We start from the raw sequence: 24,788 nt of genomic DNA on the forward strand, positions 1-24,788 counted from the left end.
ATCTGCCTCAGGCGACATTCGGGATGATGGGCATGTATTGGAACCGGCCGACCACGGATTCCACCGCGCTTACCATTTCGCCCAAGGTGACATTGGCCTTCGCGGCTTCCACATAACGCGGCATCACCGGTTCGTTGTTGCGCACCGCCTGCTTGATCGCTTCGATGCAGGCTTGCGCCGCCTTCTGATCGCGCTGGGCGCGAAGCTGCTTCACGCGCTTCACGGCGATGGCGGAAACCGCGTCGTCAGGCCGGAAGACCACTTCACCGAAACTGGAGCTATTTTCCTCACGATAGGCATTCACGCCCACCTTGATCTTGCGGCCGGATTCGTATTCGCGGTTTTCCAGATACGAAGTGTTGGCGATTTCCTGTTCGAAATAGCCGGTATCCAGCGCTACGGCCACGCCGCCCAGCCGTTCGACTTCGTCCATCACTTCCACACAGCGACGTTCGATCTCGTCAGTCAGCGCTTCGACATAATAAGAACCGCCCAGAGGATCGGCCACATTGCAGATGCCGGTTTCATGCATCACGATCTTTGAAGTCTTTACGGCAACGCGTACGGATTCTTCGGTGGGAATGCCCAAGGCTTCGTCATAAGCATCCACATGCATGCTCTGGGTGCCCGATAGCGCGGCCTGCACCACCTGGATGGCGATGCGGGCGATATTGTTCAGCGGTTCCTGCGCTGTGAGGCTGGAGCCGGCGGTCTGCGAATGGATTTTCAGTCGCGCGGCGGTATGGTCCTTGATGCCGAATTCATCGATCAGGATGCGGGTCCAGATGCGGCGGGCGGCGCGCACCTTGCAGATATCCTCGAAGAAATCCGGACCTTGGCTGAATTGATAATTGATGCGGCGGGCCACATCGTCCGGCGTCATGCCCAGTTTCACGCCCTCCTTCACCACGGCGCGGGCGATGGCCAGGTTGAAGCCGACTTCCTGGATCGCATTGGCACCCAGTTCACGCGTATTGTAGGCATTGATGCGGCAAGTGTTGAATTTCGGCGTTTCCTGCGCGCAGAACGCTATGCAATCGGCCATCAGGCGCATGCTGGCCTGGGCCGGAAACATCGGCGTCTTGCTACAGAACATATCGGTGAGGGGATTGTTGGTGACGATGCCGCGCAGCTTGTCGCGTGGGATGCCCTGGCGATCGGCCAGCGCGATATACATCGCCATGATGAAGGGGCCGGAGCGATCCACGATCAAGCCGACATTCAGGTTGTCGAGCGGGAAATCCTTGAACAGCCGCTCCATATCGTCGAGCGAGTCGATGATGACGCCGATATTGCCTACTTCGCTTTCGGCCAGCGGATGGTCGCTATCCAGGCCGCAGAAGGTGGGGCGGTCGAAAACCAGATTGATCGAAGCGCGACCCTGGAAACCCTTCTGGCCGGTGCGGGCGAGGAATTTGGCGCGTTTATTGGTCTCTTCCGGCAGGCTATAGCCACAAGCAAAGCTTTCGATCCACGGGGCGGAACGATAGCCCTGTTCGAAAATGCCGCGGCTGTAATCCGGCTTGCCCGGCATGGCGGGGCGGCGCGCTTCCGTGGTTTCGGCAAAATCTTCGCGGGTGTAATACGGCTTCAGGCCGATGCCCGAGGCCGTGAAGCGATCATTGTCACTCATCGGTTTCCTCCGCGCGTTTTTTCTTATCGTCCGGCAGGCTGCGCTCCATCCTGTCGGCTATGGCTTCCAGCCGCTTCAATGCGACATCTATGGTTTGCGGCGCTGCCGGTTCATTGGCGGCCGAATGAGGCAGCAGCACGCGCATCAATCCTTCGGTGCCCGAACGCAAGTCCACCGGGGCGCGGCCGGTCCAGGTTTTCAGGGTGAGTTGTTCGAGCCCGCCGAATACCACGCTGCGGGCGACACCCAACGGGATATCCGCGCGGATGGCGCCGGCGCTCATGGCTTCATCCAGCACCTTGGTCAATACGCTGGAATAGCGCTGCTTCAGCGATTGCATCAGGCGCGAACCGCTGCGCCCGCCCATATGCACTTCACGCACGAACAGAGCGCAGAGTTCCGGCTCGGCCAGCAGAGTTTCCAGATGCTTGCCCACCACATAGCGCACGCGCTCGAGCGGATCATGCAGATGGGTGAGGCCCTCCTCCAATTCCTGCGTCAGGTCTTCCACGAAGGCGGCGAGCACCTGATGCAGCAGATGCGTTTTATCCTCGGCATAGAGATAGACCGTGCCCGTAGCAGTGCCGGCCTTGGCAGCGATATCGGAGATGTTGGTGCCATCGAAGCTGCGTTCGCGGAACAGCTTGCGGGCGGCCGCCAGAATCTGTTGTTCGCGGTCTTGTCTCCGCCCATTTTTCGCTGCCGGTTCACGCGCCATGAAAGCCTCCGCCCTCGATAGTGAATTAGATTCATATTTTCTCCTGCCTGTCTTGTCAACAAGAAAGCAGGAAATCACACACGCCTATACTTTAAGCCTATAAACACCACGGAATGATAATATGAATACTATTCATTTATGGGCCGTTCTGCGGCAAAACCAGCGGCCAGAAGGGCGCGGATTGCGGCAATCAAGGCAACCGGCTGGTCGATCATCAAATGATGATGGCCGCCTGGTATCTCGATCACCGGCACGGCGCTGCCGAAGCAGGCTGCGGTATGGCGTGCGATTGCAGCATTCACAAGCACGCTTTCGCTGCCATGGATTATCGCCGCCGAGATGCGGATCTCCCGCAGCAGCGCTTCGGTGGAATAGAAGATATCGGTGCCGACATTGCCTTCAGCGAATTGGCTGCCATCGAATTTCCATGTCCAGCCCGCTTCGGTCTGTTTCAGGGAATGCTGGGCAATGCGTTGAACAATATACGGATTGGGCGATGGCTGTGGCGGAATCAGCCGAAACCGGGCCAGGGCTTCTTCGGCTGAGGCATAATGTCGTGGCGAGACGATGAAGGGAAAATGCACATCCCGGCGCAGACCTTCCGGCACCGCAAGATGGGAATCGACGATTATCAAGCCGCCGAAGCGGTCTGAATGGCGGTGCGCGGCATGGGCTGCAACGAAAGCGCCGAAACTATGCGCGACGATGATCGGCTTGGGCCGGCCGGCAGCGCAGAATCCGCTGTCTAGCAATATGGCGGCCAACTCGGCGGCATAGGTTTCGATATCGTAATGTTGCCGCGAATCGCTTTCGCCCATGCCGCTGAGATCGAGCGCGGCCAGGCTGTGATCTTCGCCGAAACAGGGCGCGATATGGTCCCACCAATGGCTATGCGCCGCGCTGCCATGCACGAAAACCAAACCGCGCTTTGCATCCGCCGCGCCTGGCGCCGAAGCATCCTGCCAGACGCGATAATGGATGCGGGCTCCGCTCACGTTGAGGTAGCGGCTTTGCGTTTGCGCCGCTATGGCCGTCTGATACCAACCGGGGGCGGCATGCCCCACGGCGGATACTGCTTCTGAGGCGGTGGTCGAAGCCTGCCGCATAGCCATCTGCATACCGCGATTCCTCTTGGCCGAAATCAGGGGCGAGCTTAGCGCAACAATTCGCCGGCAATAATCATTTTCCGCACTTCCGTGGTGCCGGCCCCGATTTCCAACAGCTTGGTGCAGCGGAACAGGCGGTTGATTTCGCTTTCCCAAATATAGCCGCTGCCGCCATGAATTTGCACCGCCTCATCAAGCACTCGGTTCATGCCATTGGCCGCCATCATCACCGAAGCGGCGGTCAGCGCATGAATGCTGCCGCGCCCCTGTTCGCCGGTCGTCATTGCGCCTGCCTCGGCCAGAACCCGGTAGGTAAGGGCGCGCATGCTCTCGGTCAGGGCATAGATTTCGGCGATCTTGCCCTGGATATGCTGGAAGGCTGCAATCGGCTTGCCGAATTGCTTGCGGGTTTTTGCATATTCGATGGAGAGCGTGAGGGCGCGTTCGCAGATGCCGAGGCAGATCGGAGAGATCATAGAGCGTTCGAGATCTAGTCCGCTCATCACGATCTTCAATCCTTCGTTCTCCGCACCTAGCCGATTGCGGGCCGGCACCACGCAATTGTCGAATACCAGCTCGGCCGTCTGGCTGCCGCGGAAACCCATCTTCACCAGTTTTTGCGCCACGCCGAAGCCGGGGAAATCCTTTTCCACCAGGAAGGCGGAAATGCCATGCGGGCCCTTTTCAGGCGAGGTTTTGGCATAGATCAGCAGCACATCGGCTATCGATCCGTTGGTGATGTAAATCTTGCGGCCGTTCAGGATGTAATTGTCGCCTTCGCGGCGTGCGGTGGTGGTCATCGAGCCTAGGGCATCTGAGCCCGCTCCGGGTTCGGTAAGGCCCAGGGCGCCGATGAATTCGCCACTGCAAAGCTTGGGCACGAAGCGCTGGCGTTGATCTTCGTTGCCATGATGGAACAGGTTGTTCAGGCAAAGATTGTCATGCGCGATCCAGGCCAACGAGATGGCGCCGTTCCAGCGCGATATGGCTTGCAGCACCAGGCCGCTGGTCAGCAGATCGGCACCCTGGCCGCCATGGGATTCCGGGATGGTGATGCCGAGATAGCCCAGTTCGCCGAAGCGCCGCATGATGCCTTCAGGCCACCATTCCTCGTCGTCCATCCGGCGTGCCAAGGGGTATAGCTCGCGCTTAGCAAAGCGGTCTACGCCATCCAGGATTTCCTGCTGTTCCGGAGTGAGGGAAAAGCCCGGCCCAATTTGATGATTGCTACTATTAGTAGAATTTTCTTTGATTGGATTTTGCATGGCGGCGTCTTCCCTCCCTTGTTCCGCAGAGCTTCTCGCAGCATCAGCGTATGTGCCTGCCGGCCCTGACAATTAATGAGTGAGATATATTAAGAGAATGAATCAGAGTCAATTTTTTACCGAATACGGGTGATAAGAAAGCCGTTCACTGTTTCTGCGGGAGGGGTTGGATTGGCGTTGAATTATTAAATAAATACAATTATATCAATAAACTATAATATTTTTTGGCGATCCGGAAACAGGCGCTCCATTCGCCCGTGAAACGCCTGCTTGACAATCCGAAAGATAATGAATTATGTTCATTCAAACCGATGCGAGATATCGCATCGAACAGGGAGAGAAGCATTTGCGCGATGCCAGGGGCATTGGGCGCGGCCGGGAAGCTGTTGCCTGCAATACCAATCTAAAGGGGAATAAGCTACGCCTACCCTTGCAGGCCGGGGCTGCGGCATGAATGGGCCTGCAGTCATACGCATCGGCTGCGGTGGCGGCTTTTGGGGCGATTCCGCCGAAGGGCCGCGCCAGTTGGTGCTGTCTGGCGGCATCGACTACCTGATCATGGATTACCTGGCCGAAGTCACCATGTCGCTGCTGGTGCGGGCCAAGGCCAAGGCGCCGGAGCTTGGATATGCCACCGATTTCGTGCTGCACGCCATGCAGCCGCTATTGGCTGAATTGTCGGCGCGCCGCATACGGGTGATCACCAATGCCGGTGGCGTCAATCCGCTGGCTTGTCGCGATGCCCTGCAGGCGGCGATCGATGCCGCTGGCCTGTCGTTGAAAGTCGCAGCGGTTTTGGGCGACGATCTGTTGCCGCAGGCAGAAGTATTGCGGGCCGAGGGCGTGTCCGAGATGTTCAGCGGCACGCCGATGCCGACGCGCCTGCTCAGCGCCAACGCCTATTTCGGCGCGCCGGGTATCGTGAAGGCGTTGCAGCTTGGTGCCGATATCGTGGTGACCGGCCGCGTAACCGACAGTGCACTGGCATTGGCGCCCTTGATGCACGAATTCGGCTGGTCGCCCGAGGATTACGACCGGCTTTCGGCTGGCAGCCTGGTGGGCCATATCCTGGAATGCGGCGCCCAGGCCACGGGTGGCTTATACACCGATTGGCGCGAGGTGCCGGGCTGGGACCATATGGGTTTCCCGATTGCCGAGGTTTCCGCCGATGGCAGCTTTGTCGTCACCAAACCATCCGGCACCGGCGGCTTGATCACGCCGGCCACGATTGCCGAACAAGTGGTTTACGAAGTGGGAGATCCGGCGGCTTATGCGCTGCCGGATGTGGTGTGCGATTTCTCGCAAATCGATCTGCGGCAGGTTGGGCCGGATCGTGTGCAGGTAAGTGGCGCACGTGGCAGCGCCCCTGGTGGCGAATACAAGGTGAGTGCCACCTATGCCGATGGTTATCGTGCCACTGCGATGATGATGATCGGCGGACGCGAAGCGGCACAAAAAGGCCGGGCCGTGGCCGAGGCCGTGCTGTCGCGCAGCAGGCGGTTGATCCGCGAAGCGGGTCTGGCGGATTTTTCCGCCACATCGGTAGAAATTCTGGGGGCGGAAGCGATCTATGGGCCGCATGGCCGCGCGGGCGCTACGCGCGAAGCCATTATCAAGATAGCAGCGTCCCATGCGGATAAGCGCGCCCTCGAACTTTTCGCGCGGGAAATCTTTCCCGCCGGCACGGCCATGGCCCAGGGGCTGACGGGGTTTGCCGGCGGCCGGCCGGCCGTCACCCCGGTGGTGCGATTGTTTTCCTTTCTGCTGCCGAAAGACAGGGCGTTGCCTGAGGTTGATTTCCAGGGCCGGCGCCATGCTGTGGCCATGCCGGATATTCCCGTGCGGCCGCAACCGGCCTCTGCGATATTGCCCGATCCGCTTTCGGCGCCGTTGTCTGGCGATCTTATCGCTGTGCCGCTGATCCGCATCGCCCATGGCCGTTCCGGCGACAAAGGCGACATTGCCAATATCGGTGTTTTGGCGCGGCACCCGGATTTTCTGCCGGCGATTGCCGCGGCGCTCACGGCGCAGGCGGTTGGGGAATATTTCGCGCATCTGGCAGAGGGTCCGGTGCGGCGTTTCGATTGGCCCGGCCTGCATGGGTTCAATTTCATGCTGCACAAAGCCCTGGGCGGCGGCGGCATGGCTTCGCTGCGCCATGATCCCCAAGGCAAGACCTATGCGCAGATATTGATGGATTTCCACGTGCCTGTGCCTGCGGCGTGGTTGCAGCATGATGCGATTGCTGCCGACAACGCCCCAAAGATGGCGAGTGCGGCTGAATGAGCGCCAATCCCAGCCCGATCCGCCCCAGCCAGATCCGCACGCGCCAGCCGCGTGAAAAGCGGTTGGCCGATATTCTGGCGGCAGCACGTGCGGTATTTCGTGAGCGTGGCTACGACGACACTTCTATTACCGAGATCGCTCAGCGCGCCGGTTTGGTGGAAGGTTCGATTTATCGCTTTTTCGATAGCAAACGCGAATTGTTGTTGCGCGTGGTCGAGCTTTGGTACGAGGAGGTTCTGGCGGATTACGACCGCCAGCTCGCCGGGGTGCGCGGCTTATGGAATCGCCTGCGCTTCATGATCTGGCATCACCTCAAATCGATTCATGAGAATCCGGAGTTGGTCTCCATTTTCTTCCGGCAGATCCGCGTAAGCCCTGATTATCTGAATTCTCCGGTGCATGAACTCAATCGCCGCTATACGCGCCATGTGCTGGAAATCGTGGAAAGCGGGATTGCCAGCGGAGAATTGTGGCGCGAGTTGCCATTGGTGATTGTGCGCGATCTGATCTATGGCTGCATCGAGCATCATACCTGGCGTTATGTATCCGGCGTGGGCAATTTCGATCCCGAAGCCACAGCCGATATGATCACGGATGTGGTCTATCGCAGCTTTGCGAACCATAGCGCCGAAAGCGCCGGCCTGGCGCGCCTGGAAGCCACCATGATGCGGCTGGAAAAATCCGTAGACCGGCTGAATGGCCGATTAGATGGCGGGGCCTGATCATGGCCGACATCCTCAACGTCACCAATGTGCAAATCCTTTACGACAAAACCATCGAGGCTGTGCGCGATGTATCGATTACCGTGCCGGAAGGCGGGATTGTCGCCTTGCTGGGGCCGAATGGCGCCGGAAAATCCACTCTGCTGAAAGCCATTTCCAACATTCTCTATCCCGAGGATGGCGAGGTGCTGCATGGCAGCATTCGGTTCGATGGCCAGGATTTAACCCGTGCATCGGCGGACCATATCGTGCGCAGCGGATTGATCCATATCCCGGAAGGGCGCCGGCTGTTCGATACCATGACCGTGGAAGAAAATCTGGTGATGGGGGCCTATACCCGCCAGCGCGGCGAAATCGCCAATGGCTTGCAGCGGATCTACGATCTGTTCCCCCGCATTGCCAACCGGCGCAGCGAATTGGCGGGCCTGCTTTCCGGCGGCGAGCAGCAGATGGTTGCCGTCGGCCGTGCGCTGCTGTCGCGCCCGCGATTGCTTATGTTGGATGAGCCTTCATTGGGGCTGGCGCCGCAGGTGGTGCAGATCATTTTCGAGACCATCGTGCGCTTGAACAAGGAAGAGGGTCTGTCCGTCCTCTTCGTGGAACAGAATGCCGTGCAGGCCCTGGACGTGGCGCATTATGGTTATGTGCTGGAAAATGGCCGCGTTGTGTTGGATGGGCCGGCCGACAAGCTAGCCTCCAATCGCGATATCCAGGAATTCTATCTCGGCAGCGCCACGGGCGGCGGCCGGCGCAGCTTTCGCGACGTGAAGCACTACAAACGCCGTAAGCGGTGGCTGTCATGAGTGCTTTGTTGCAAGTGCGTAATGTGTCTAAGCGCTTTGGCGGCCTGGTGGCGGTCAATGATGTCAGCTTCGATATCCAACGCGGCAATATTCATGCGCTGATCGGCCCGAATGGCGCCGGCAAAACCACGATGTTCAATATGATCAGCGCCCTGGTGCAGCCCAGCGAGGGCGAATTACTGTTCGAGGAACATCCATTGCACAAGACCCGGCCAGACCGTTTGGCCGGCCTTGGCATCGGCCGCACGTTCCAGAATCTCGCGGTGTTTGGCCATGCCACGGTGGTGCAGAATCTGCTGGTCGGCATGCATCATCGCACCCGCACCGGCTTACTCGAAGCCGGCATTTTCTTCGGTCGCGCGCGGCAGGAGGAAATCCGCGCGCGCGAAAAAGTGGAAGAAATCATCGAATTCCTGGAGATCGAGGATCTGCGGGATACGCCGGTGGGGGCGCTGTCATACGGCCTGCAAAAACGCGTGGAGCTGGGGCGCGCGCTTGCAGTGGGGCCGAAGCTGATGCTGCTGGATGAAATGGTGTCCGGCATGAATGGCGAGGAAACCGAAGATATCGGCCGCTTCATTCTCGATATCAACGAAACCCTCGATATCACCATCCTGATGATCGAGCACGATATGCATTTCGTGATGGATATCTCCGACCGCGTAACGGTGCTGAATTACGGGCAGTTGATTGCCGACGGCACGCCAGCCGAGGTTTCCGCATCCGACGCCGTGATCAAGGCCTATCTGGGGAGAGCCTGAGCATGGCTGCACGTCTGCCGGATAATATGGAAATAATGACCCTGCCGGGCCTGTTGCGCCATTGGGCGCGCAGCATGCCCGGTGCGACGGCCTTGCGTGAGAAACATCTGGGGATTTGGCGCCGGATCAGCTTTGCCGAATATTATCGCAATGTGCTGGATTGTGCACTTGGCTTGTCTGCGCTCGGCTTCAAACGTGGCGATTTTCTCGCCATAGCCGGGGATGACAGCCCGGAATGGATGTATGCCGATCTCGCCACCCAAGCACTCGGCGGTTCCTGCATCGGGGTATATCCCACCAATCCCTGGCCGGAACTGCGCTATATCCTACAACATTCCGGCAGCGCCTTCGTCGTTTGCGGCGACCAGGAGCAGACCGACAAGATGTTCGATGTGCTGGATAAAGGCGGCGCATTGCCCAATCTGCGCAAGATCATCTGCGTCGATATGAAGGGCATGCGCAAATACGACCATCCCATGCTCATGAGCTTCGAAGATTTGCTAGCGCTTGGCCGTCGTGAGCGCGAGGCCGGTGAGCCGGCTGTCGAAGCGATGATCGATGCGCTTTCGCCCGAGGATATTGCCGTTATCGTCTATACATCAGGCACAACCGGGCTGCCCAAAGGAGCCATGCTCAGCCATCGCGGCCTGATCCATGGCGCGATGCAGATCCGCCGGCTGCATGGCATAGACAGTGATAGTTGGAGCGTTCTGGCCTATTTGCCGCTTTGCCATGTGGCGGAGCGGCTTTGTTCCACGGTGATGCAGCTTGTCAATGGCAGTTCGGTCAGCTTCGCGGAATCGGTGGATACCGTAGCGCGCGATTTGCGCGAAGTGGCGCCGCGCGCTTTCCTGGGCGTGCCGCGTATCTGGGAGAAGCTGCAGCAATCCATCATGGTGCGTATGCAGGATACCCGGGCCCTGCCGCGTTGGGTATTGCAGCGCTGTTTAGCCTTGGGCGGCGGCATTGCCGATCGGCGGCTGGCCAGGGGCGGCCGGTTTTCCGGCATGACGGATCGGCTGCTGGCTTTTGCGCTCTGGGCTATCTGTTTCCGTGCGCTGCAAAAACGCCTCGGCCTGGATCGCGCCCGCATCTGCCTGTGCGGCGGTGCGCCGATCTCGCCCGAAGTGCTGCGGTTCTTTTGGGGAATTGGCATCCGGGTTTACCAGGTCTACGGCATGACCGAGCTTTGCGGCGTGTCGCATAGCCAGCACGCGGGCAACACCCTGCATGGATCGGTGGGCAGGCCGCTGCCCACTTTCGAACAGCAACTTGGGCCTGATGGCGAAATCCTGGTGCGTACGCGGGCGATGTTCAGCGGTTATCTCAACGATGAAGCGGCCTTTCAGCAGGCCGTACATAATGGCTGGATGCATACCGGCGATATCGGCCGCTTGACAGAAGATGGCTCGCTTTATGTGACCGACCGCAAGAAAGACATCATCATCACCAGCGGCGGCAAGAATGTTACGCCATCGCTGATCGAGAACCGATTGAAGGATTCGATCTATGTGCGTGAGGCGATTCTGATCGGCGACGGCAGGCATTTCCTCAGCACGTTGATCGAAATCGACTACGACACCGTGGGAAAATGGGCGCAGGGCAGGGGCCTGGCTTATACGAACTACAAAAGCCTGAGCGGTCTGCCCGAGGTGCGCGAGCTTATAGGCGCCTGGATCGCCGAGGTGAATACCGAATTCGCCCGCGTGGAAAGCATTCGAAAATTCGAAATCCTGCCCAAGCAGCTTGATCACGACGATGGCGAGGTGACGGCCACGATGAAGGTACGCCGTTCTGCCATTGAAAAGATCTATGCCGCCGAAATCCAGCGTATCTATCAATCCGTGGGCGCTTCGTGATGGACTACCTGCTCAATATAACCGCCAGCGGCCTTGTGTTGGGCGCCATGTATGGCCTGATCGCCATGGCCTTTTCGGTGATCTACAAAACCACAGGCGTGGTGAATTTCGCACAAGGCGAGATGATGATGCTCACCGCCTATATCGCCTGGTCGTTGGGCATGACCTTGGCCCTGCCATTCTGGTTGATGCTGCCATTGGTTTGCGTGATTGCCGCATTGATCGGAGGGTTGGTGGAATACGCCATCATCCGTCCGATGATGGGGGAACCGCCCTTTGCCATCATCATGGCCACGATGGGATTGGCGATCGTCATCCGCAGCCTCACCATCCTGCTCTGGGGGGTGAATGCCGAAGGGTTCGATGCGTCCGTGAAGGGCGGCTTGTTGGAAATCGGACCCGTCGTTCTGTTCTCCGAACAGGTTTTCGCCTTGGCTGTTTTCCTGCTGGTGTCGGTCGGCATCTGGGCCTTCATGCGCTTCACCCGCGTCGGCACGGCCATGCGCGCCACGGCGCTGGATGAAAGCGCAGCGCTGCTGATGGGCATCAATGTGCGGCGCATCCACTCCCTGGCCTGGGCGATTTCCAGCATTATTGCCGCTTTGGCCGGCGTCTGCTTCGCACTGGCTTTCTCGCGCTCGCCCAGCATGTGGTTCCTTGGTCTGCAATCTTTTCCCGCCAGCATCCTGGGCGGCCTGGATGCGCCTTTGGGCTCGGCTTTGGGTGGCCTGCTGGTCGGCGTCTCGGCCAATCTGTCGGAAGGCTATATCGGCCAGGGTCTCAAGGAGATTTCCGGCTTTGTCATCATCATCCTGGTCCTGATGATCAGGCCTTACGGCCTGTTCGGACGGCGCGATCTTGAGAGAGTGTGATGCGCAGCGGACATGCAGTCGAAGATTACCGCCAGCTTGTGGCGCTGAGCGACAATCCGATCACCTGGTTTTGGGTCGGCCTGTTGATCCTGCTGCTGCTGGCTTTGCCTGGCCTGGTGCCGACTTATACATTGGTAATGGCCTCTGCTGTGGGTATCGCGGCTATCGGCGCCATCGGCTTGAATTTGCTTACGGGCACGACCGGGCTGATATCGTTGGGACAGGCTGGCTTTCTGGCCGTGGGCGCCTATACCTGCGCTTTGCTGATGGCCGATTATGGCTGGCCGGCTGAGGCGGCGATGCCCGCTGCGGCGATTTTCACCGGGTTGCTCAGCTTGGTGATTGGCGTGCCGTCCTTGCGCCTGAAGGGATTGTATCTTGCCATCACCACCTTGGCTTTTTCGCTGATCGTCACGCATTTCATATTGTATTCCGAAAATCTGACCCATGGCCCATTCGGCGTGCGTATCGCCAATCCGACCATGCTGGGCATGGATATCGCCAGCGATGTGGGATTCTATTATTTCGTCGGCATATTGTTGCTGCTGGTTTCGCTGTTTGCGCTGAATGTGATGCGCACCCGTATCGGCCGCGCCTGGATAGCCATCCGCGATCACGACATCGCCGCCCAGGTGATGGGCATCAATCTGGTGCATTACAAACTGCTCGCTTTTTTCGTCAGTTCGTCGATTGTCGGGCTCGCCGGCGCGCTCACCACATTGCGCCTGCGTTTCATCAACGTCGAAGTTTTTGACCTGCTGATCAGCATCGAAGCCTTGGCGATGATTATCGTCGGCGGCCTCGGTTCGGTGGCGGGCTCGATTCTTGGCGCCGCCTTCATCGTGCTTCTGCCGGAGGGCGTGCGCATCCTGCTGGATTTCCTTACCCCGGAAATGAAGACCGCCTATTCGAACTATGTCTACGAAGTTCGCGGCCTTCTGATTGGCGCCATTGTCATCATCATTCTACGCGTCGAGTCCGGCGGCTTGGTTGGTATTTGGATGAAAACAAAAAGGTATTGGATCAACTGGCCTCTCCCCATCTGAACGAAAATATAACCGGAGGAACGCATGAAACGCACAATGCATAGCCTTGGCATCATGGCCGCAGCAGCCATGGTCTGGGCAACGGGTCCGGCATGGGCATCGGGCCAGGGTGTAACGGATACCGAGATTGTCATCGGCAATGTGCTGCCGATGTCGGGAGCCGCGGCGATAACCGGCCGCGCGGCGCATCTCGGCACTGTGGTGGCCGCGGCCGAGATCAACGCGGCTGGAGGCATCAATGGCCGCAAGATCAAGGTTGTGACCGAGGATGACGGTTATGTACCGGCACGCTCGTTCCAATCGCTGAAGAAGATGCTGGCGGATGGCATGTTCGCCCTGATCGGCACCAGCGGCAATGCCGGCCTGGCAGCCATGCTGCCGGTGCTGGAAGAAGAAAAAGTGCCCACCATCGTCACTCTGTCGCCCAGTTTGGCGGCGGTGAATCCGGTGCGCCCCAATATTTTCATGCTGGGCGCATCCTATGAAGACATGCTGTTTGCCCAACTGAAATACATCAAGGAAAACCGCAGCCCCAAGGGCAAACTCGGTCTGCTGCGCCAGGATGATGATTTCGGCAACCAGGTGGAATTGGCATTTAAGCGCGCCGAGGCAGAATTGAAGGTGGAGACCATTCCGCCGATCCGCTTCAAGCGGGGTCAGTCGGATTTCAGCGCCGAGGTTCTGAAGCTCCGCTCCAGCGGCATCGGCTGGCTGATTTCCGGCGGTCCGGTGGTCGAGACTCCGGCGATGATGAAAGAGCTGATGAAATATCAGCTCAACATCCCCGTCACATCGGTGCCCACTGGCATGCTGGCCCCTGTGGTCAAGCTGGCCGCAGCGACCGGCATGAATTATTTCTCGGCCGATTATGTGTCGACCCTGGATAGCGAAGGTACGGCGCATTTCCGCAAATTGGCAACGCAGTATCTCAGTGCTGCGGAGCAGGCGGATATGAGCCGTTATTCGGTGACCGCCTATGTGAGCAGCCTGCTGATGTTCAATGCCATCAAGACCTGCGGCAAGAACGTTACCCGCGATTGCGTGAGCGAAAAGCTGGCCAGCAACAAGAATGTGGATACCACCGGCATTACGCCCCCGTTGTCTTTCGGCAAAGATCACATCGCCGCCAAAGCGATCCGTGTGATCGAAGTGATGTCGACGGAAAACAAGCTGGTCGAACGCACTCCGTTCGCTGAATACTGAGTTCGGTTCCGGGAGGTGCGATGGCGCCTCCCGGCCTGACTGGAAAGCAGAAAATTGCCTCCCATGTTCAACACTGTCTTGATTGCCAATCGCGGTGAAATTGCCTGCCGCATCATCCGCACGGCACAGCGGCTTGGCATCAAAAGCATCGCGCTTTATTGCCATGAAGATCGCCTGGCCCGCCATGTGGCCATGGCGGATATTGCCGTGGAGATCGATGGCCCCAGCCCGGCAGCAGCTTATCTGGATGCGGCAGGCCTGATTTCCATCGCGCAAAAATACGGAGCCGATTGCATCCACCCGGGCTACGGCTTCCTATCGGAGAATGCCGATTTTGCCGAGGCCTGCCAGCAGGCAGGCATCGCATTCATTGGCCCCGATGCCGCCGCTATCCGCCTGATGGGCGACAAAGTCCGCTCGCGTGAATTCGCTATTGCTTGCGGGGTGCCCGTATCGCGAGCCGTGTCGCATGATGGCGATATGCACAATTTCGTGGCGGAAGCCGGCAAACTCGGTTTCCCATTGCTGATAAAAGCCTCGGCCGGCGGCGGCGGTAAGGGAATGAGCATCGTGCGCGATGCAGGAGAGCTTGCTGCGCGCGCTGGAATCGCAGCCTCGGAAGCGCAGCGTTATTTCGGTTCCGGCCGCATCTATGCCGAGCGGTATATCGAGCGCCCCCGCCATATCGAAGTGCAGGTCTTCGGCGATGGCGAAGGCAACGCGATTCATCTGGGCGAACGGGAATGTTCGATTCAGCGCCGTTTCCAGAAAATCGTTGAAGAAGCACCTGCCGCCAATCTCGAGGAAGGCTTGCGGCAGCGCATTTGCGCCGCGGCGGTCGATCTGGTCAAGGCGGCGCGCTATCGCAATGCCGGCACGGTTGAATTCATCCTATCGCCGGGCGGAGACTTCTTCTTTCTGGAGATGAACACGCGTTTGCAGGTAGAGCATCCCGTCACCGAGATGATTTACGGCCTTGATCTGGTGGAACTGCAATTCCGCATTGCCGCAGGTCAGGGGATTGGGATCAGGCAACAGGATTTACGCCCAACTGGCCATGCCATCGAGGTGCGCATCTGCGCTGAAGACCCGGAGAATGATTTTGCGCCTGCCATCGGCCTGATCGGATTGCTGGCCGAGCCTCCATCGGAACTGGCGCGTTTCGATTCCGGGCTTAGCCAGGGACAGGCGATCACGCCGGCATTCGATTCCATGCTGGCCAAATTGATTGCGCATGACAACTCGCGTGCGGCGACGATCGACAAGTTGCTACAGGCTTTGCAGCAGACCGCCATACTCGGTTTGGATACCAATTTGGATTACCTGGCGCGCATTGTAGATCATGCGGCTTTTCTTCAGGGCGATTTGCATACTGGTTTTCTGGCAGACCACAGCGGTGCGTTGTTGCGCGACGCTTGGCCGGCAGACCTGGAGCGGGCAGCCGCAATTGCAGCGGTTTTAGGCGATAACGGTTTTCGTCTCGCTGCGTTCGGCATCTCCGATTTTCACGCCAGCCTTGGCCATTGGAGGAATTGATGCCGGAAATCCTTAGGCATGGCGATCATATATTGGCAGTGGAATTGACCGGCCGCCGCAATGGCTTGCAGATGCGGATTAATGATGTGCCGGCAATGGTATCCGTTGATGCTGATGGGGAGAATGGCCCCATACGTCTTGCTGTGAATGGCGTGGTTTATGCCGGGTGGCGTTATCGCCAGGGCGGTGAATGTTTCTTGCGCCTGAATGGTAAGACCCTCCGGCTGCGGCAAGAAGCTCTGGGCGGTAATGCTGAAGATGAAGGCGGCGACCGGGATAGCATCAGTGCCGTCATGCCAGGCATGGTGGTCTCGATTGCTTGCAGCGAGGGGCAGGAACTTTTGAAGGGGCAGACCATTATCACCATCGAAAGCATGAAAATGCAGACTGCCATAATAGCCCCGCGTAATGGCATCGTGGATTGCATTCACGTAGCCGAACAGGCGGTGTTTGAGAAAGGCGCGGTGCTGGTTTCGCTGCGGCCGGAAGCGACCTGAGGCCGTTGGCGTAAGGGCAGATGGAGTAGGGTATGTCCGTTTTCAGATCCAATATCGACACCACCAGCGCGAATTTCAAACAGCATTATCGGCATAATCGCCGATTGGCCGCAGAGTTGCGCGAAAAGCAGCAGCAGGCGCGGGAATTGCGCCCGCAGCGCGATCTCGATCGTCTGGCGCGTGATGGCAAGATGACGGCGCGCCAGCGCATCGAGGCATTGCTGGATCCTTGCACGCCTTTTCTCGAATTCTCCACCTTGGCTGCCAATCGCGCTTATGGCGGCGAAGCGCCCAGCGCCGGCTGCGTTTCAGGTCTTGGCATCGTGGCTGGGCGCGAGGTGTTGATCCGCGCGGATGATCCTTCGGTGAAAGGCGGGGCCTGGTATCCGCATACGGTGAAGAAGATCGTGCGGTTATTGGATATTGCCATAGAGAATCATTTGCCGGTGATCCATCTTTGCGATTCCGCTGGTGGTTTTTTGCCGCTGCAGGATCAAATCTTTCCCGATAGGCAGGCAGCAGGCCGTATTTTCCGCAATCAGTCGATTTTGTCTAAAATGGGCGTAAAGCAATTGTCGCTGGTTTTCGGCCAATGCACTGCGGGCGGGGCATATATTCCGGCCTTGAGCGATTACAACGTGATCGTGCGCGGCAATGGCGCGGTCTTTCTCGGTGGACCACCATTGGTAAAAGCCGCAACGGGTGAAGTGGTGGGTGTGCAGGAATTGGGCGGAGCCGACATGCATACCAGCATCAGCGGCGTTTGCGATTATGCAGCGGGCAATGAAGCGCAGGCGATAGCGATCGGCCGGGATATTGTGGCGCAGTGGGATACAGCGCCGAAATGGTCCTTGCAGCGCTCAACGCCAGAAACACCGCTTTATGCCGCAGAAGAGCTTTATGGCATCATCCCCGACGACATCAAGAAAACCTTCGATATCCGGGAAGTGATTGCCCGTTTGGTGGATGGCAGCCGTTTCCATGAATACCAGCCATCCTACGGATCCACGCTGATTTGCGGCTATGCCAATATCCATGGCTGGAAGGTGGGTATCCTTGGCAATAATGGCGTTTTGTTCAACGATAGTTCGTTGAAAGCCGCACATTTCATCGAACTTTGCGACCAGAACCGCACGCCAATCATTTTCCTGCAGAATATCACCGGCTACATGGTGGGCCGACAATATGAGGAAAAGGGCATCGCCAAGGATGGCGCCAAGATGATCATGGCGCAGAGCTGCACGCGGGTGCCCAAATTCACCGTCATGTGCCATGGCTCCTTCGGGGCTGGAAATTATGGCATGTGCGGCAGGGCTTTCGATGCGCGTCTGCTGTTTTCCTGGCCCAATCATCAGATCGGCGTAATGGGGGGCGAACAAGCCGCTCGCACGCTAGCCGATGTGAAGTTGCGCCAGATGCAGCGGAGCGGGCAGACATCCAGCGAAGCCGAGGTGGAACAGGTCTATCGGGAAACCTTGCAGGCCTATCAGGATCAATTGTCGGCCTATTACGCCACATCGGAATTGTGGGATGATGGGCTGATCGACCCGATAGATACCCGCAATGCCCTTGGCATGGCGATCTCGGCATCGCTCTGTGCACCGTTGGGAGAAGCGGGTTATGGCGTGTTCCGCTTCTGAAGGCGGGCCCACCTGAGCCCACTGCCCAACCTGCGCATTACAGGATTTACCGGATATTTGGCTCGAAGCCGAATGAAGATGGTGCCAGGTTCAGGAATGCGCTCAGCCTATTCGCTGCCGTTTCGGGGCTGTCGTCGCGGAGAATTTCTGTAAGGCAATGGCTGGAAAATGGCTGCAAGCCTTTATCATCATTGTCCAGAACCAGCATATCCGCATCGGCGCGTTGTTCGCCGAATTGCCTGCCGGCCTGCAATACCATGGAATGGATATGGGTGTGTTTTACAGCGCCGATAAAGCGGCGCCATAAAATTTGCGGAGACAAAGAACGGCCAGCTGCCAGGGCCTGGTCGGGATGACTGGAGTCTGCGGGAAAGAACAATTCAGCTTGTCGCAGATCATGCCAGATCTGCATGAGATGGGCTCCGTTTTCCATCATCATGTCGCCGCATCTGAATTCGGATGTCTTGTCTTGCGGAGACATGCGCGGCGCGAGCATGGCGATGCGACCGAATTGGTTTCGCCGCGTCGTACAGAGATATTGCAGGATGCGCGCGCTGCCTTGATGCGCAATGACATGGGGCCTTTCAAGGCCAAGATAAGAAATGGCTTTCTCCAAAGCATTGCTCATATGCGCCAGAAGGCTGTCCGGCGTTTGCATCTCGGCCGATAATGGTGCGCCATCTCCTTGGCCCGGAAGGTCGACGACGATGACACGCCGTTTGCGCGCAAGCAGGCTGGCTAGTTCGGCAACATCGCGATGCGAGCCCGGCCAGGGCGGCAAAAGCAGAATGGCTGGCTCGGATGCTTGTTGTGCGGGGTTGTATTCCCTCACATGTATCCTGGCGTCATCCTGAGCCAGGTAATACCGTTCGGTTGCCTGCGGTATATTCACCTTGGGCTGATTAATGCCGGATATGCCGATACTCAGTTCGCGCAGCAAGGCCAATAGCTCCCCGCTCCGCAGCGCGGGATCCGCGCTTAGCTCTTCATGCCGGCAATTCTCAGGCAGGCGAAGCCTTGTGCCATGCAGAGAATCGCTGGCATCGCTGCAGAAAATCATTGGGCAGTGCACGTGTGCTAATCGCTGCAGGCTGTCTTCCCGGAAGGCCGGCAAATAGGCGCTGATATAATGCGGGCCGGATTCCAACCATTCTATGTAGCGGAGATGCAAATCTGCGGGTGAGGGGGGCATGGCGCGCGCGCGCGACTGGCCCTGTGCAAACCATGGCCAATGGATATGTTGCTCGCGTAGCCGGTACCACCACCAGATTGCATAGGCTCCGCTCCAGTCCAGATTCGGTTCTTGAAAATAGCGCTCCAGATATAACGCACGACTATCTGGCGAAGGGATCGGATACCCCTGCAGCAGCAAAGCATGCACGCGTTTAGGGTGTCGCGCGGCCAATTCGGCGGCAATCAATGCGCCGGTATGCCGGCCAAGCACGACGACCGGCGGTGCCTGTAACGCAATGAGTAGATTGGCAATTGCGTCGGCGAAATCGGCGATGCCGGGATCGTTGTTTTGCAAATGATCCGATAGGCCATATCCGGGCGTATCCGGCGCCAGGATAGTGAAGCTCTGTCGCCATTGTTGCATTTCTTCTGCGAATTGCCGCCCAGAGCGTGGCGATTCATGCAAACAGAGCAGCCATGGCCCTTGCCCTGCACTGCAAATGTGCAGATGCCCGTTGGGGAGGCTGATAAAGCCACGTTTCATCTAAATTCCCACATCATGAAAAAATATGTTGATCGATATTCTGTAAATACCATAATATAAGAAATACAAAAAATTCCTAACATATGTCTGCGGGGTGCGGTTTATATGATGAGAGGGGTGGAATGCAGCGCATTGCCGCGAGGCGATGGCAATCGGCAAGTCTTGGCCGATCGGGATGTCCGTCGGCTGCGCAATGCCCTCGGTCGTTTTGCCACCGGCGTTGCAATTCTCACCGCATGCAGTCCGCAAGGCGGCAATATCGGGCTAACGATCAATTCCTTCTCATCGGTTTCACTTAATCCGCCGCTTGTCTTGTGGTCGCTCGATCAGCGCTCAAGCTATTACGAGGCATTTCGAGATATCCGCCGCTATTGCATCAATGTGTTGAACCTGCAGCAGCATCGCTTGGCGGTGGATTTCGCTGGGCGGCAGGGGCGGATATTCGGCCCACAGGATTGGGAGATGGAGGCTGGTTCTCCGCCAAGACTGAAGCAGGCTGCCGTCCGTTTCGAATGCGTGCCTTATGCGGCTTATCCCACTGGCGATCATACGGTTCATATTGCCAGGTTGATCGATTTTGCGGCATCCGACGCGGAAGCCCTGGTGTTTTGCGACGGTAGATTCACGCAGCTTGCGCTTCAACGAGCGGCGGTCTGAGCAGATGACGAACGGTGCGGATCTTCTCTCCGTGGATGAATTTCTGCCCATGCAGCAGGCCGGTTCGGCGGATATCCTTGATGCTGGGTATTACGCAGCTGCGGAACCCGAGAATGCGGCCGCGCTTTATGAGGCGGGGCATATTCCCGGCGCGCGGTTCTTCGATATCGAGGCTTGCGCCGACCGCAATACGGCATTGCCGCATATGTTGCCGACGCAACAGGAATTCTCAGCTTATATCGCCAGCTTGGGCGTCACGGGCCGCAAACCTATCGTGATCTACGACCGTCATGGCCTGCGCTCCGCCCCACGTGTGTGGTGGAGCTTGCGCCGTTTCGGATTCGATGATGTGCGGATTCTGTCCGGGGGCTTTCCTGCCTGGATTGCCAGGAATCTGCCGATCGAGCAGGGCCAGGGGAAGGCCGCGCGGCTAACCGCTCTACCGCACCTTAAACCCAGAGATCATCTGGTTGTTGCTTATGATGGCATCGTAGCATTGCAAGCAAAGGATCTGTTGATCGATGGCAGGCCCGCCGATCGTTTCCGGGGCGAGGCGTCAGAGCCATGGACCAAGGCGCGCGGTGCCATCCCGAATAGCTGCAGCCTGCCGGCAAGCGCGTTGATGTTGCCTGGAGGGTTGCTCAAATCCGACGAAGAAATCCTAAAAGCATTCGAGGCGGCAACGGGGCTGGAGCGCGCTGCATTGAGAGAGCGCCGCCTGATTGCCACCTGCGGCTCGGGAATCGCGGCAGCCATTCTGGCTTTTGCCGCCCAGAAGGCAGGTCTTGGCGAAATGGCGGTGTATGACGGCTCCTTTGCAGAATGGGGCCGCCGCCAGGAAGCCGCTGCGATTGCACCACAGACAGTAGCAACTTAGCAACGATGAAGACGAGCCATGCAGTTATATTACAGTGAATTCTCCCCATATTCGCGCAAGGTGCGGATGGTGCTGGTCGAACTCGGCATGCAGGATGCTGTGAGCTTGCAGCCTATCGCCGTGCGCCAGGCCGATCCGGGTTTTGCCGCCGTAAATCCGCTGTTTCGTATTCCGGCGCTTGTGGTGCGCGAAGGTTTCACGCTGTTCGACAGTCCGGTCATCGCGGAATATTTGATTGCGAGCAAGCCGGGGCAGAATATCCTGCCGGCTTCCGGCGAGCCGCGTTTCATCGCATTGCGCCTGCAGGCGGTCGCGGATGGCATCATCGATGCGTTGATCCCGCGCCGCAACGAATCCCTGCGTCCCGTTGAAAGGCAAAGCCCGGAAGACATGGTTTTGTGGAAGCGTTCTTCCGATGCCGGACTTGATTGGCTGGAAGGCCAGGTTGCCAGCTTGGATGGCGTACATATCGGGGCAATCGCTGTGGCGGCAACGCTGGGATATCTGGATATCAGATTCCCGCACGAAGATTGGCGTGCTGCGCATCCGAAATTGGCCGCCTGGTTCGCTGTTTTTTCGCAGCGGCCCTCTTTCAAATCCACCGCGCCGGCAAGCAATTGATTGGGTGATGTGATGGTTGCGCATGAAGATATGGTACCGGCGCCGAAAGCATCGAACGGCAAGGCTGCGATGAGCCTGGATGCATTGATTGCCCTGGCAGAAAGGGTGGGGCGCGATTCTCTGGCCCCCAATGCGGCGCGTTGGGACCGAGAGGGCACGTTTCCCACCGCCAGTTACGATGCTTTGCGGCAAGCGGGCCTGTTGGGCCTTGTGGTGCCGGCTGCTCATGGCGGCTTGGGAGCGGATTTCGCCACGTATATGCAGACCGTGCCGCATCTTTCGAAATATTGCGCCACCACGGCGCTTACCTTCAACATGCATTGCGGCTGCATGATGCTGACGGGCTTTGTGTTCGACAGCTTTGATTTGCCGCTTGAAATCAAGATGCAGCATCAGCGCCGCCAGAAGATGCATTTCGAGCGCGCCGCCCGCCAGGGCAAAGTCTACGCCCTGCCATTCTCGGAAATAGGCCTCGATCCCTCCCAGGCCTTATTTTCCACCACGGCAAAGCGCGTGGAAGGCGGCTGGATCGTGAATGGTAAAAAGGTTTTCGCCTCTCTTGCCGGCCATGCCGATTATTACGGCGTAAGCTGCACCGAGATTGCCGATGGCAAGCAGCCTGATTTCGGCGATATCGTCATGCTCAGCATCGCTTCCAACAGCCCTGGCGTTTCGGTGGCTGGCGAATGGGATACGCTGGGCATGCGGGGCACGAATTCGCGCACGCTGCTGTTCAAGGATGTTTTCGTCCCGGAGAATGAAATTCTCATGCCGCATGGATCGGCATTCCAGAGCCGGAAGGTTTGGCCGCATCTCTATATGCAACTGACCTGCACTTACATGGGCTTGGCCGAGGCGATATTCGATTTTGTTGTGAGCTACTTGCGCGGTGAAGTGCCGGGCATGCCGCCGATCAAGCGCCGCAATATCGCGCAAAAGCAGATCGATACGGCGCATCTGCGCATCAAGCTGGAATCCGCGCGTGCAAATTGGCTGCGCGCCATCAAGGAAGCCGGGCCGAACCCGAGCAATGAAGCGCTGCAGCGCATGTATGTTGCGCAATACACCGTAATGGAAGGGGCGGCGCAAATCGGCTTTGAGGCCATTCGCATATGCGGCGGAAGCGCTTTGCAGAAATCATTGCCGCTGGAGCGCATGTTCCGTGATGCGCGCTGCGGCAGTTTGATGCTGCCTTACACTGCGGATATCAGTGTCGCCAATCTCGGCCGGGCCTGCCTGTATGCAGAGGGTGAAACGGACTAATCCCATGAAGCAATTGCTGCTCCGCCTCGATCACGTCAACCTGCGCACCAACAATCTGGAGCGAAGCATTCGGTTCTTCACCGAGGTGATCGATTTGCGCCAAGGGTTTCGTCCATATTTTCCGCCGCCTTTCGAGAAGGGCGCGTGGATGTATATGGGCGATATTCCCTGTGTGCATCTGGTGGAGGTTCCCGCTGATTACTGCGACGACGGCGAGAGGCTGCAGATCGAGCATTTCGCTTTTCTGGGCCAGGACATGCCCGCGATGCTCGCCAAACTGCGCCGCATCGGCGTGCCGTATTCGGTCATCGTGGTAAAGGATATCGGGATCAAGCAGATCAATCTCTACGATCCGGATGGAAACCATATCGAACTGCAGTATCCGCCGGAAGAAGACGGCGACCTATCCCCCTTCACGCCCGATACCTTGCCGGATTGGTGGAATGCCATTCCGGCCAGCCCCAATCGTTGAGAGGTTCGCATGCTGACAAAGCCAGAGATGAATCACGCATCTGCCGCAGAAGCGCCGGCAAAGCCGGAAACCAATGTTTCCTTCGCCGATCTTGGTCGCGTGGGAGAGCATAGCCTCGTCGGCCGCTATATGCGGCGCTTTTGGCAGCCGGTTGCGCATAGCCATGATGTGGCCGTTGGCCGCTCGAAATCGGTGCGTTATTTCAATCGCGAATATGTGATTTATCGCGGCCAGAGCGGTGCGGCTTATGTGGTTGATCCCCATTGTCCGCACCGCGCCACACCGATGGTGGCGGCATGGATCGAGGGCGACGACCTGCGCTGCGTGTATCATGGCTGGAAATTCGCATCCTCAGGCCAGTGCATCGAACAGCCGGCCGAACGCAAAAGCTTTTGCGACAAGGTGAAGCTGCGCAGCTATCCCACGCGCGAGTATCTCGGTTTGATCTTCGCCTATCTGGGCGAGGATCAAGCGCCGGCGCCGGATTTTCCCACCTATTCGCGTTTCGATGGGGAGAACATCAACCTGCAGTTCGAAAGCTATACGCGGCCATCGAATTTCTTCAACAATCTGGAGAATCTCGGTGATCTAAGCCATCTTGCCTATCTGCATGCCGATATCACTGGCCGTTGGGATGAGTATCGCGATGGTCCGGTGATAACGGCGAAAGAAAACGAGTGGGGCGTCGAATTCCGCGGCGAACGCCCGGTCAGCGGCAACAAGATCGTTCAGTATGTCGGCATGCCGAATGTGGCTTATGTGAAGGGGCCGCCGAATGACCAGGCCGTGGCGTTCCGCGAATTCATCGCCTGGTGGATGCCGATAGACGATGATCATCATATCCAGTTCACCGTCGTAATCGTGCGACTGGGGGCGGAGGAATTCGCCGGCTACATGGCGCGCGAAGATGAACGCAAACGAAAACTCACCATGAATGACGACGCGACGCGCGAAATGCTGGCGGACAAGATGCTCTCCGGCGAGCTGCGTTTCGATGAGATGGATGCCGAGAAGGTGAAAACCCTCTGGCTGACCGACGACTTTGCCCAGAAAGGCATTGGAAACCCGGCAAACCGGCCGCCGGAAATCATGGGCACCGCTGATATCGGTGTCGCGCTTTGCCGGAAAGTATGGTTGCGAGAATTAAAGAAACTCGCAAAGGGGGAACCTCTGAAGGAGTGGAAGTTCCAGGAATCCTACGAGGCGCGCGGCGACTACCTGTCGTAAACGCGAA

General features: G+C 58.1%; 22 protein-coding genes. 17 read left to right on the top strand and 5 right to left on the bottom strand.

Features of this window, described 5'->3' with window-relative positions; genetic code table 11:
- Positions 1-7: 7 nt before the first annotated feature.
- The 4 genes from KF827_RS00180 to KF827_RS00195 all read right to left on the bottom strand — a co-directional run bounded on the left by KF827_RS00180 (position 8) and on the right by KF827_RS00195 (position 4,722).
- Complete coding sequence (locus KF827_RS00180; protein WP_290997816.1) at positions 8-1,633, bottom strand: methylmalonyl-CoA mutase family protein; 1,626 nt, start codon at positions 1,631-1,633, stop codon at positions 8-10.
- Positions 1,626-2,351 carry a TetR/AcrR family transcriptional regulator gene (locus tag KF827_RS00185; protein WP_290997820.1) on the bottom strand — a complete coding sequence of 242 codons (726 nt, stop codon included), beginning with the start codon at positions 2,349-2,351 and terminating at the stop codon, positions 1,626-1,628. Before KF827_RS00185 ends, KF827_RS00180 begins: the two co-directional genes overlap by 8 nt.
- Before the next feature lie 128 nt (positions 2,352-2,479).
- Positions 2,480-3,469 carry an alpha/beta hydrolase gene (locus KF827_RS00190; protein WP_290997824.1) on the bottom strand — a complete coding sequence of 330 codons (990 nt, stop codon included), beginning with the start codon at positions 3,467-3,469 and terminating at the stop codon, positions 2,480-2,482.
- Between the two features lie 35 nt (positions 3,470-3,504).
- Positions 3,505-4,722, bottom strand: coding sequence for an acyl-CoA dehydrogenase family protein (locus tag KF827_RS00195; protein ID WP_290997827.1), 1,218 nt, complete (start codon positions 4,720-4,722; stop codon positions 3,505-3,507).
- A gap of 450 nt (positions 4,723-5,172) precedes the next feature.
- On the opposite strand from KF827_RS00195, the gene KF827_RS00200 reads away from it, so the two are divergent.
- The 11 genes from KF827_RS00200 to KF827_RS00250 all read left to right on the top strand — a co-directional run bounded on the left by KF827_RS00200 (position 5,173) and on the right by KF827_RS00250 (position 17,947).
- Complete coding sequence (locus tag KF827_RS00200; RefSeq protein ID WP_290997830.1) at positions 5,173-7,008, top strand: acyclic terpene utilization AtuA family protein; 1,836 nt, start codon at positions 5,173-5,175, stop codon at positions 7,006-7,008.
- Entirely contained in the window at positions 7,005-7,730 is a 726-nt protein-coding gene (locus tag KF827_RS00205; RefSeq protein WP_290997833.1) for a TetR/AcrR family transcriptional regulator, read from the top strand. The genes KF827_RS00200 and KF827_RS00205 overlap by 4 nt, the downstream gene beginning before the upstream one ends.
- A gap of 2 nt (positions 7,731-7,732) precedes the next feature.
- A complete protein-coding gene (locus tag KF827_RS00210; RefSeq protein WP_290997836.1) occupies positions 7,733-8,533 on the top strand; it encodes an ABC transporter ATP-binding protein in 801 nt (266 codons plus the stop codon).
- Positions 8,530-9,294 (top strand): ABC transporter ATP-binding protein, encoded by a 765-nt coding sequence (locus tag KF827_RS00215; RefSeq protein ID WP_367273100.1) that lies wholly within the window; start codon positions 8,530-8,532, stop codon positions 9,292-9,294. The genes KF827_RS00210 and KF827_RS00215 overlap by 4 nt, the downstream gene beginning before the upstream one ends.
- 2 nt (positions 9,295-9,296) lie before the next feature.
- The gene (locus tag KF827_RS00220; protein ID WP_290997844.1) at positions 9,297-11,153 is read left to right on the top strand and encodes a long-chain fatty acid--CoA ligase; all 1,857 of its coding nucleotides are present in this window, start codon (positions 9,297-9,299) and stop codon (positions 11,151-11,153) included.
- Complete coding sequence (locus tag KF827_RS00225; RefSeq protein ID WP_290997847.1) at positions 11,153-12,025, top strand: branched-chain amino acid ABC transporter permease; 873 nt, start codon at positions 11,153-11,155, stop codon at positions 12,023-12,025. The genes KF827_RS00220 and KF827_RS00225 overlap by 1 nt, the downstream gene beginning before the upstream one ends.
- Positions 12,025-13,071: a branched-chain amino acid ABC transporter permease gene (locus KF827_RS00230; RefSeq protein ID WP_290997850.1), complete on the top strand. Its 1,047-nt coding sequence runs from the start codon at positions 12,025-12,027 to the stop codon at positions 13,069-13,071. Before KF827_RS00225 ends, KF827_RS00230 begins: the two co-directional genes overlap by 1 nt.
- 24 nt (positions 13,072-13,095) lie before the next feature.
- Positions 13,096-14,274, top strand: coding sequence for an ABC transporter substrate-binding protein (locus KF827_RS00235; RefSeq protein WP_290997852.1), 1,179 nt, complete (start codon positions 13,096-13,098; stop codon positions 14,272-14,274).
- Between the two features lie 63 nt (positions 14,275-14,337).
- Positions 14,338-15,810, top strand: coding sequence for a biotin carboxylase N-terminal domain-containing protein (locus KF827_RS00240; protein ID WP_290997857.1), 1,473 nt, complete (start codon positions 14,338-14,340; stop codon positions 15,808-15,810).
- Positions 15,810-16,307 (top strand): biotin/lipoyl-containing protein, encoded by a 498-nt coding sequence (locus KF827_RS00245; RefSeq protein WP_290997860.1) that lies wholly within the window; start codon positions 15,810-15,812, stop codon positions 16,305-16,307. The genes KF827_RS00240 and KF827_RS00245 overlap by 1 nt, the downstream gene beginning before the upstream one ends.
- A 32-nt stretch (positions 16,308-16,339) precedes the next feature.
- Positions 16,340-17,947 carry an acyl-CoA carboxylase subunit beta gene (locus tag KF827_RS00250; RefSeq protein WP_290997863.1) on the top strand — a complete coding sequence of 536 codons (1,608 nt, stop codon included), beginning with the start codon at positions 16,340-16,342 and terminating at the stop codon, positions 17,945-17,947.
- 46 nt (positions 17,948-17,993) lie between these two features.
- Here the strand turns inward: KF827_RS00250 and KF827_RS00255 are convergent, their stop codons facing one another.
- The gene (locus KF827_RS00255; RefSeq protein WP_290997865.1) at positions 17,994-19,664 is read right to left on the bottom strand and encodes an alpha/beta hydrolase; all 1,671 of its coding nucleotides are present in this window, start codon (positions 19,662-19,664) and stop codon (positions 17,994-17,996) included.
- A gap of 162 nt (positions 19,665-19,826) precedes the next feature.
- Here KF827_RS00255 and KF827_RS00260 point away from each other — a divergent pair, with 162 nt between their 5' ends.
- From KF827_RS00260 to KF827_RS00285, 6 genes are read left to right on the top strand one after another with little or no spacing between them, the layout of a single operon-like run.
- On the top strand, positions 19,827-20,321 hold the full coding sequence (locus tag KF827_RS00260; RefSeq protein ID WP_290997868.1) for a flavin reductase family protein: 495 nt from the start codon (positions 19,827-19,829) through the stop codon (positions 20,319-20,321).
- A gap of 4 nt (positions 20,322-20,325) precedes the next feature.
- On the top strand, positions 20,326-21,198 hold the full coding sequence (locus KF827_RS00265) for a sulfurtransferase (protein ID WP_290997871.1): 873 nt from the start codon (positions 20,326-20,328) through the stop codon (positions 21,196-21,198).
- Positions 21,199-21,216: 18 nt separating this feature from the next.
- Positions 21,217-21,819, top strand: a complete 603-nt coding sequence (locus KF827_RS00270) for a glutathione S-transferase family protein (RefSeq protein ID WP_290997874.1) — start codon at positions 21,217-21,219, stop codon at positions 21,817-21,819.
- Positions 21,820-21,831: 12 nt separating this feature from the next.
- Positions 21,832-23,082, top strand: coding sequence for an acyl-CoA dehydrogenase family protein (locus KF827_RS00275; RefSeq protein WP_290997877.1), 1,251 nt, complete (start codon positions 21,832-21,834; stop codon positions 23,080-23,082).
- 4 nt (positions 23,083-23,086) lie between these two features.
- Positions 23,087-23,554: a VOC family protein gene (locus KF827_RS00280; RefSeq protein WP_290997880.1), complete on the top strand. Its 468-nt coding sequence runs from the start codon at positions 23,087-23,089 to the stop codon at positions 23,552-23,554.
- 9 nt (positions 23,555-23,563) lie between these two features.
- Positions 23,564-24,781, top strand: coding sequence for a Rieske 2Fe-2S domain-containing protein (locus tag KF827_RS00285; RefSeq protein ID WP_290997885.1), 1,218 nt, complete (start codon positions 23,564-23,566; stop codon positions 24,779-24,781).
- Positions 24,782-24,788 lie beyond the last annotated feature (7 nt).

The sequence above is a fragment of the Ferrovibrio sp. genome (genome assembly GCF_019636075.1).
Classification (GTDB): domain Bacteria; phylum Pseudomonadota; class Alphaproteobacteria; order Ferrovibrionales; family Ferrovibrionaceae; genus Ferrovibrio.

What these genes read in the sequence shown, in the direction of transcription:
- KF827_RS00255 (WP_290997865.1), bottom strand. Translation starts at nt 19,664, where the DNA reads ATGAAACGTGGCTTTATCAGCCTCCCCAACGGGCATCTGCACATTTGC.
- KF827_RS00220 (WP_290997844.1), top strand. Translation starts at nt 9,297, where the DNA reads ATGGCTGCACGTCTGCCGGATAATATGGAAATAATGACCCTGCCGGGC.
- KF827_RS00280 (WP_290997880.1), top strand. Translation starts at nt 23,087, where the DNA reads ATGAAGCAATTGCTGCTCCGCCTCGATCACGTCAACCTGCGCACCAAC.
- KF827_RS00270 (WP_290997874.1), top strand. Translation starts at nt 21,217, where the DNA reads ATGCAGTTATATTACAGTGAATTCTCCCCATATTCGCGCAAGGTGCGG.
- KF827_RS00275 (WP_290997877.1), top strand. Translation starts at nt 21,832, where the DNA reads ATGGTTGCGCATGAAGATATGGTACCGGCGCCGAAAGCATCGAACGGC.
- KF827_RS00190 (WP_290997824.1), bottom strand. Translation starts at nt 3,469, where the DNA reads ATGCAGATGGCTATGCGGCAGGCTTCGACCACCGCCTCAGAAGCAGTA.
- KF827_RS00245 (WP_290997860.1), top strand. Translation starts at nt 15,810, where the DNA reads ATGCCGGAAATCCTTAGGCATGGCGATCATATATTGGCAGTGGAATTG.
- KF827_RS00250 (WP_290997863.1), top strand. Translation starts at nt 16,340, where the DNA reads ATGTCCGTTTTCAGATCCAATATCGACACCACCAGCGCGAATTTCAAA.
- KF827_RS00195 (WP_290997827.1), bottom strand. Translation starts at nt 4,722, where the DNA reads ATGCAAAATCCAATCAAAGAAAATTCTACTAATAGTAGCAATCATCAA.
- KF827_RS00210 (WP_290997836.1), top strand. Translation starts at nt 7,733, where the DNA reads ATGGCCGACATCCTCAACGTCACCAATGTGCAAATCCTTTACGACAAA.
- KF827_RS00285 (WP_290997885.1), top strand. Translation starts at nt 23,564, where the DNA reads ATGCTGACAAAGCCAGAGATGAATCACGCATCTGCCGCAGAAGCGCCG.
- KF827_RS00185 (WP_290997820.1), bottom strand. Translation starts at nt 2,351, where the DNA reads ATGGCGCGTGAACCGGCAGCGAAAAATGGGCGGAGACAAGACCGCGAA.
- KF827_RS00180 (WP_290997816.1), bottom strand. Translation starts at nt 1,633, where the DNA reads ATGAGTGACAATGATCGCTTCACGGCCTCGGGCATCGGCCTGAAGCCG.
- KF827_RS00230 (WP_290997850.1), top strand. Translation starts at nt 12,025, where the DNA reads ATGCGCAGCGGACATGCAGTCGAAGATTACCGCCAGCTTGTGGCGCTG.
- KF827_RS00240 (WP_290997857.1), top strand. Translation starts at nt 14,338, where the DNA reads ATGTTCAACACTGTCTTGATTGCCAATCGCGGTGAAATTGCCTGCCGC.
- KF827_RS00225 (WP_290997847.1), top strand. Translation starts at nt 11,153, where the DNA reads ATGGACTACCTGCTCAATATAACCGCCAGCGGCCTTGTGTTGGGCGCC.
- KF827_RS00200 (WP_290997830.1), top strand. Translation starts at nt 5,173, where the DNA reads ATGAATGGGCCTGCAGTCATACGCATCGGCTGCGGTGGCGGCTTTTGG.
- KF827_RS00235 (WP_290997852.1), top strand. Translation starts at nt 13,096, where the DNA reads ATGAAACGCACAATGCATAGCCTTGGCATCATGGCCGCAGCAGCCATG.
- KF827_RS00215 (WP_367273100.1), top strand. Translation starts at nt 8,530, where the DNA reads ATGAGTGCTTTGTTGCAAGTGCGTAATGTGTCTAAGCGCTTTGGCGGC.
- KF827_RS00265 (WP_290997871.1), top strand. Translation starts at nt 20,326, where the DNA reads ATGACGAACGGTGCGGATCTTCTCTCCGTGGATGAATTTCTGCCCATG.
- KF827_RS00205 (WP_290997833.1), top strand. Translation starts at nt 7,005, where the DNA reads ATGAGCGCCAATCCCAGCCCGATCCGCCCCAGCCAGATCCGCACGCGC.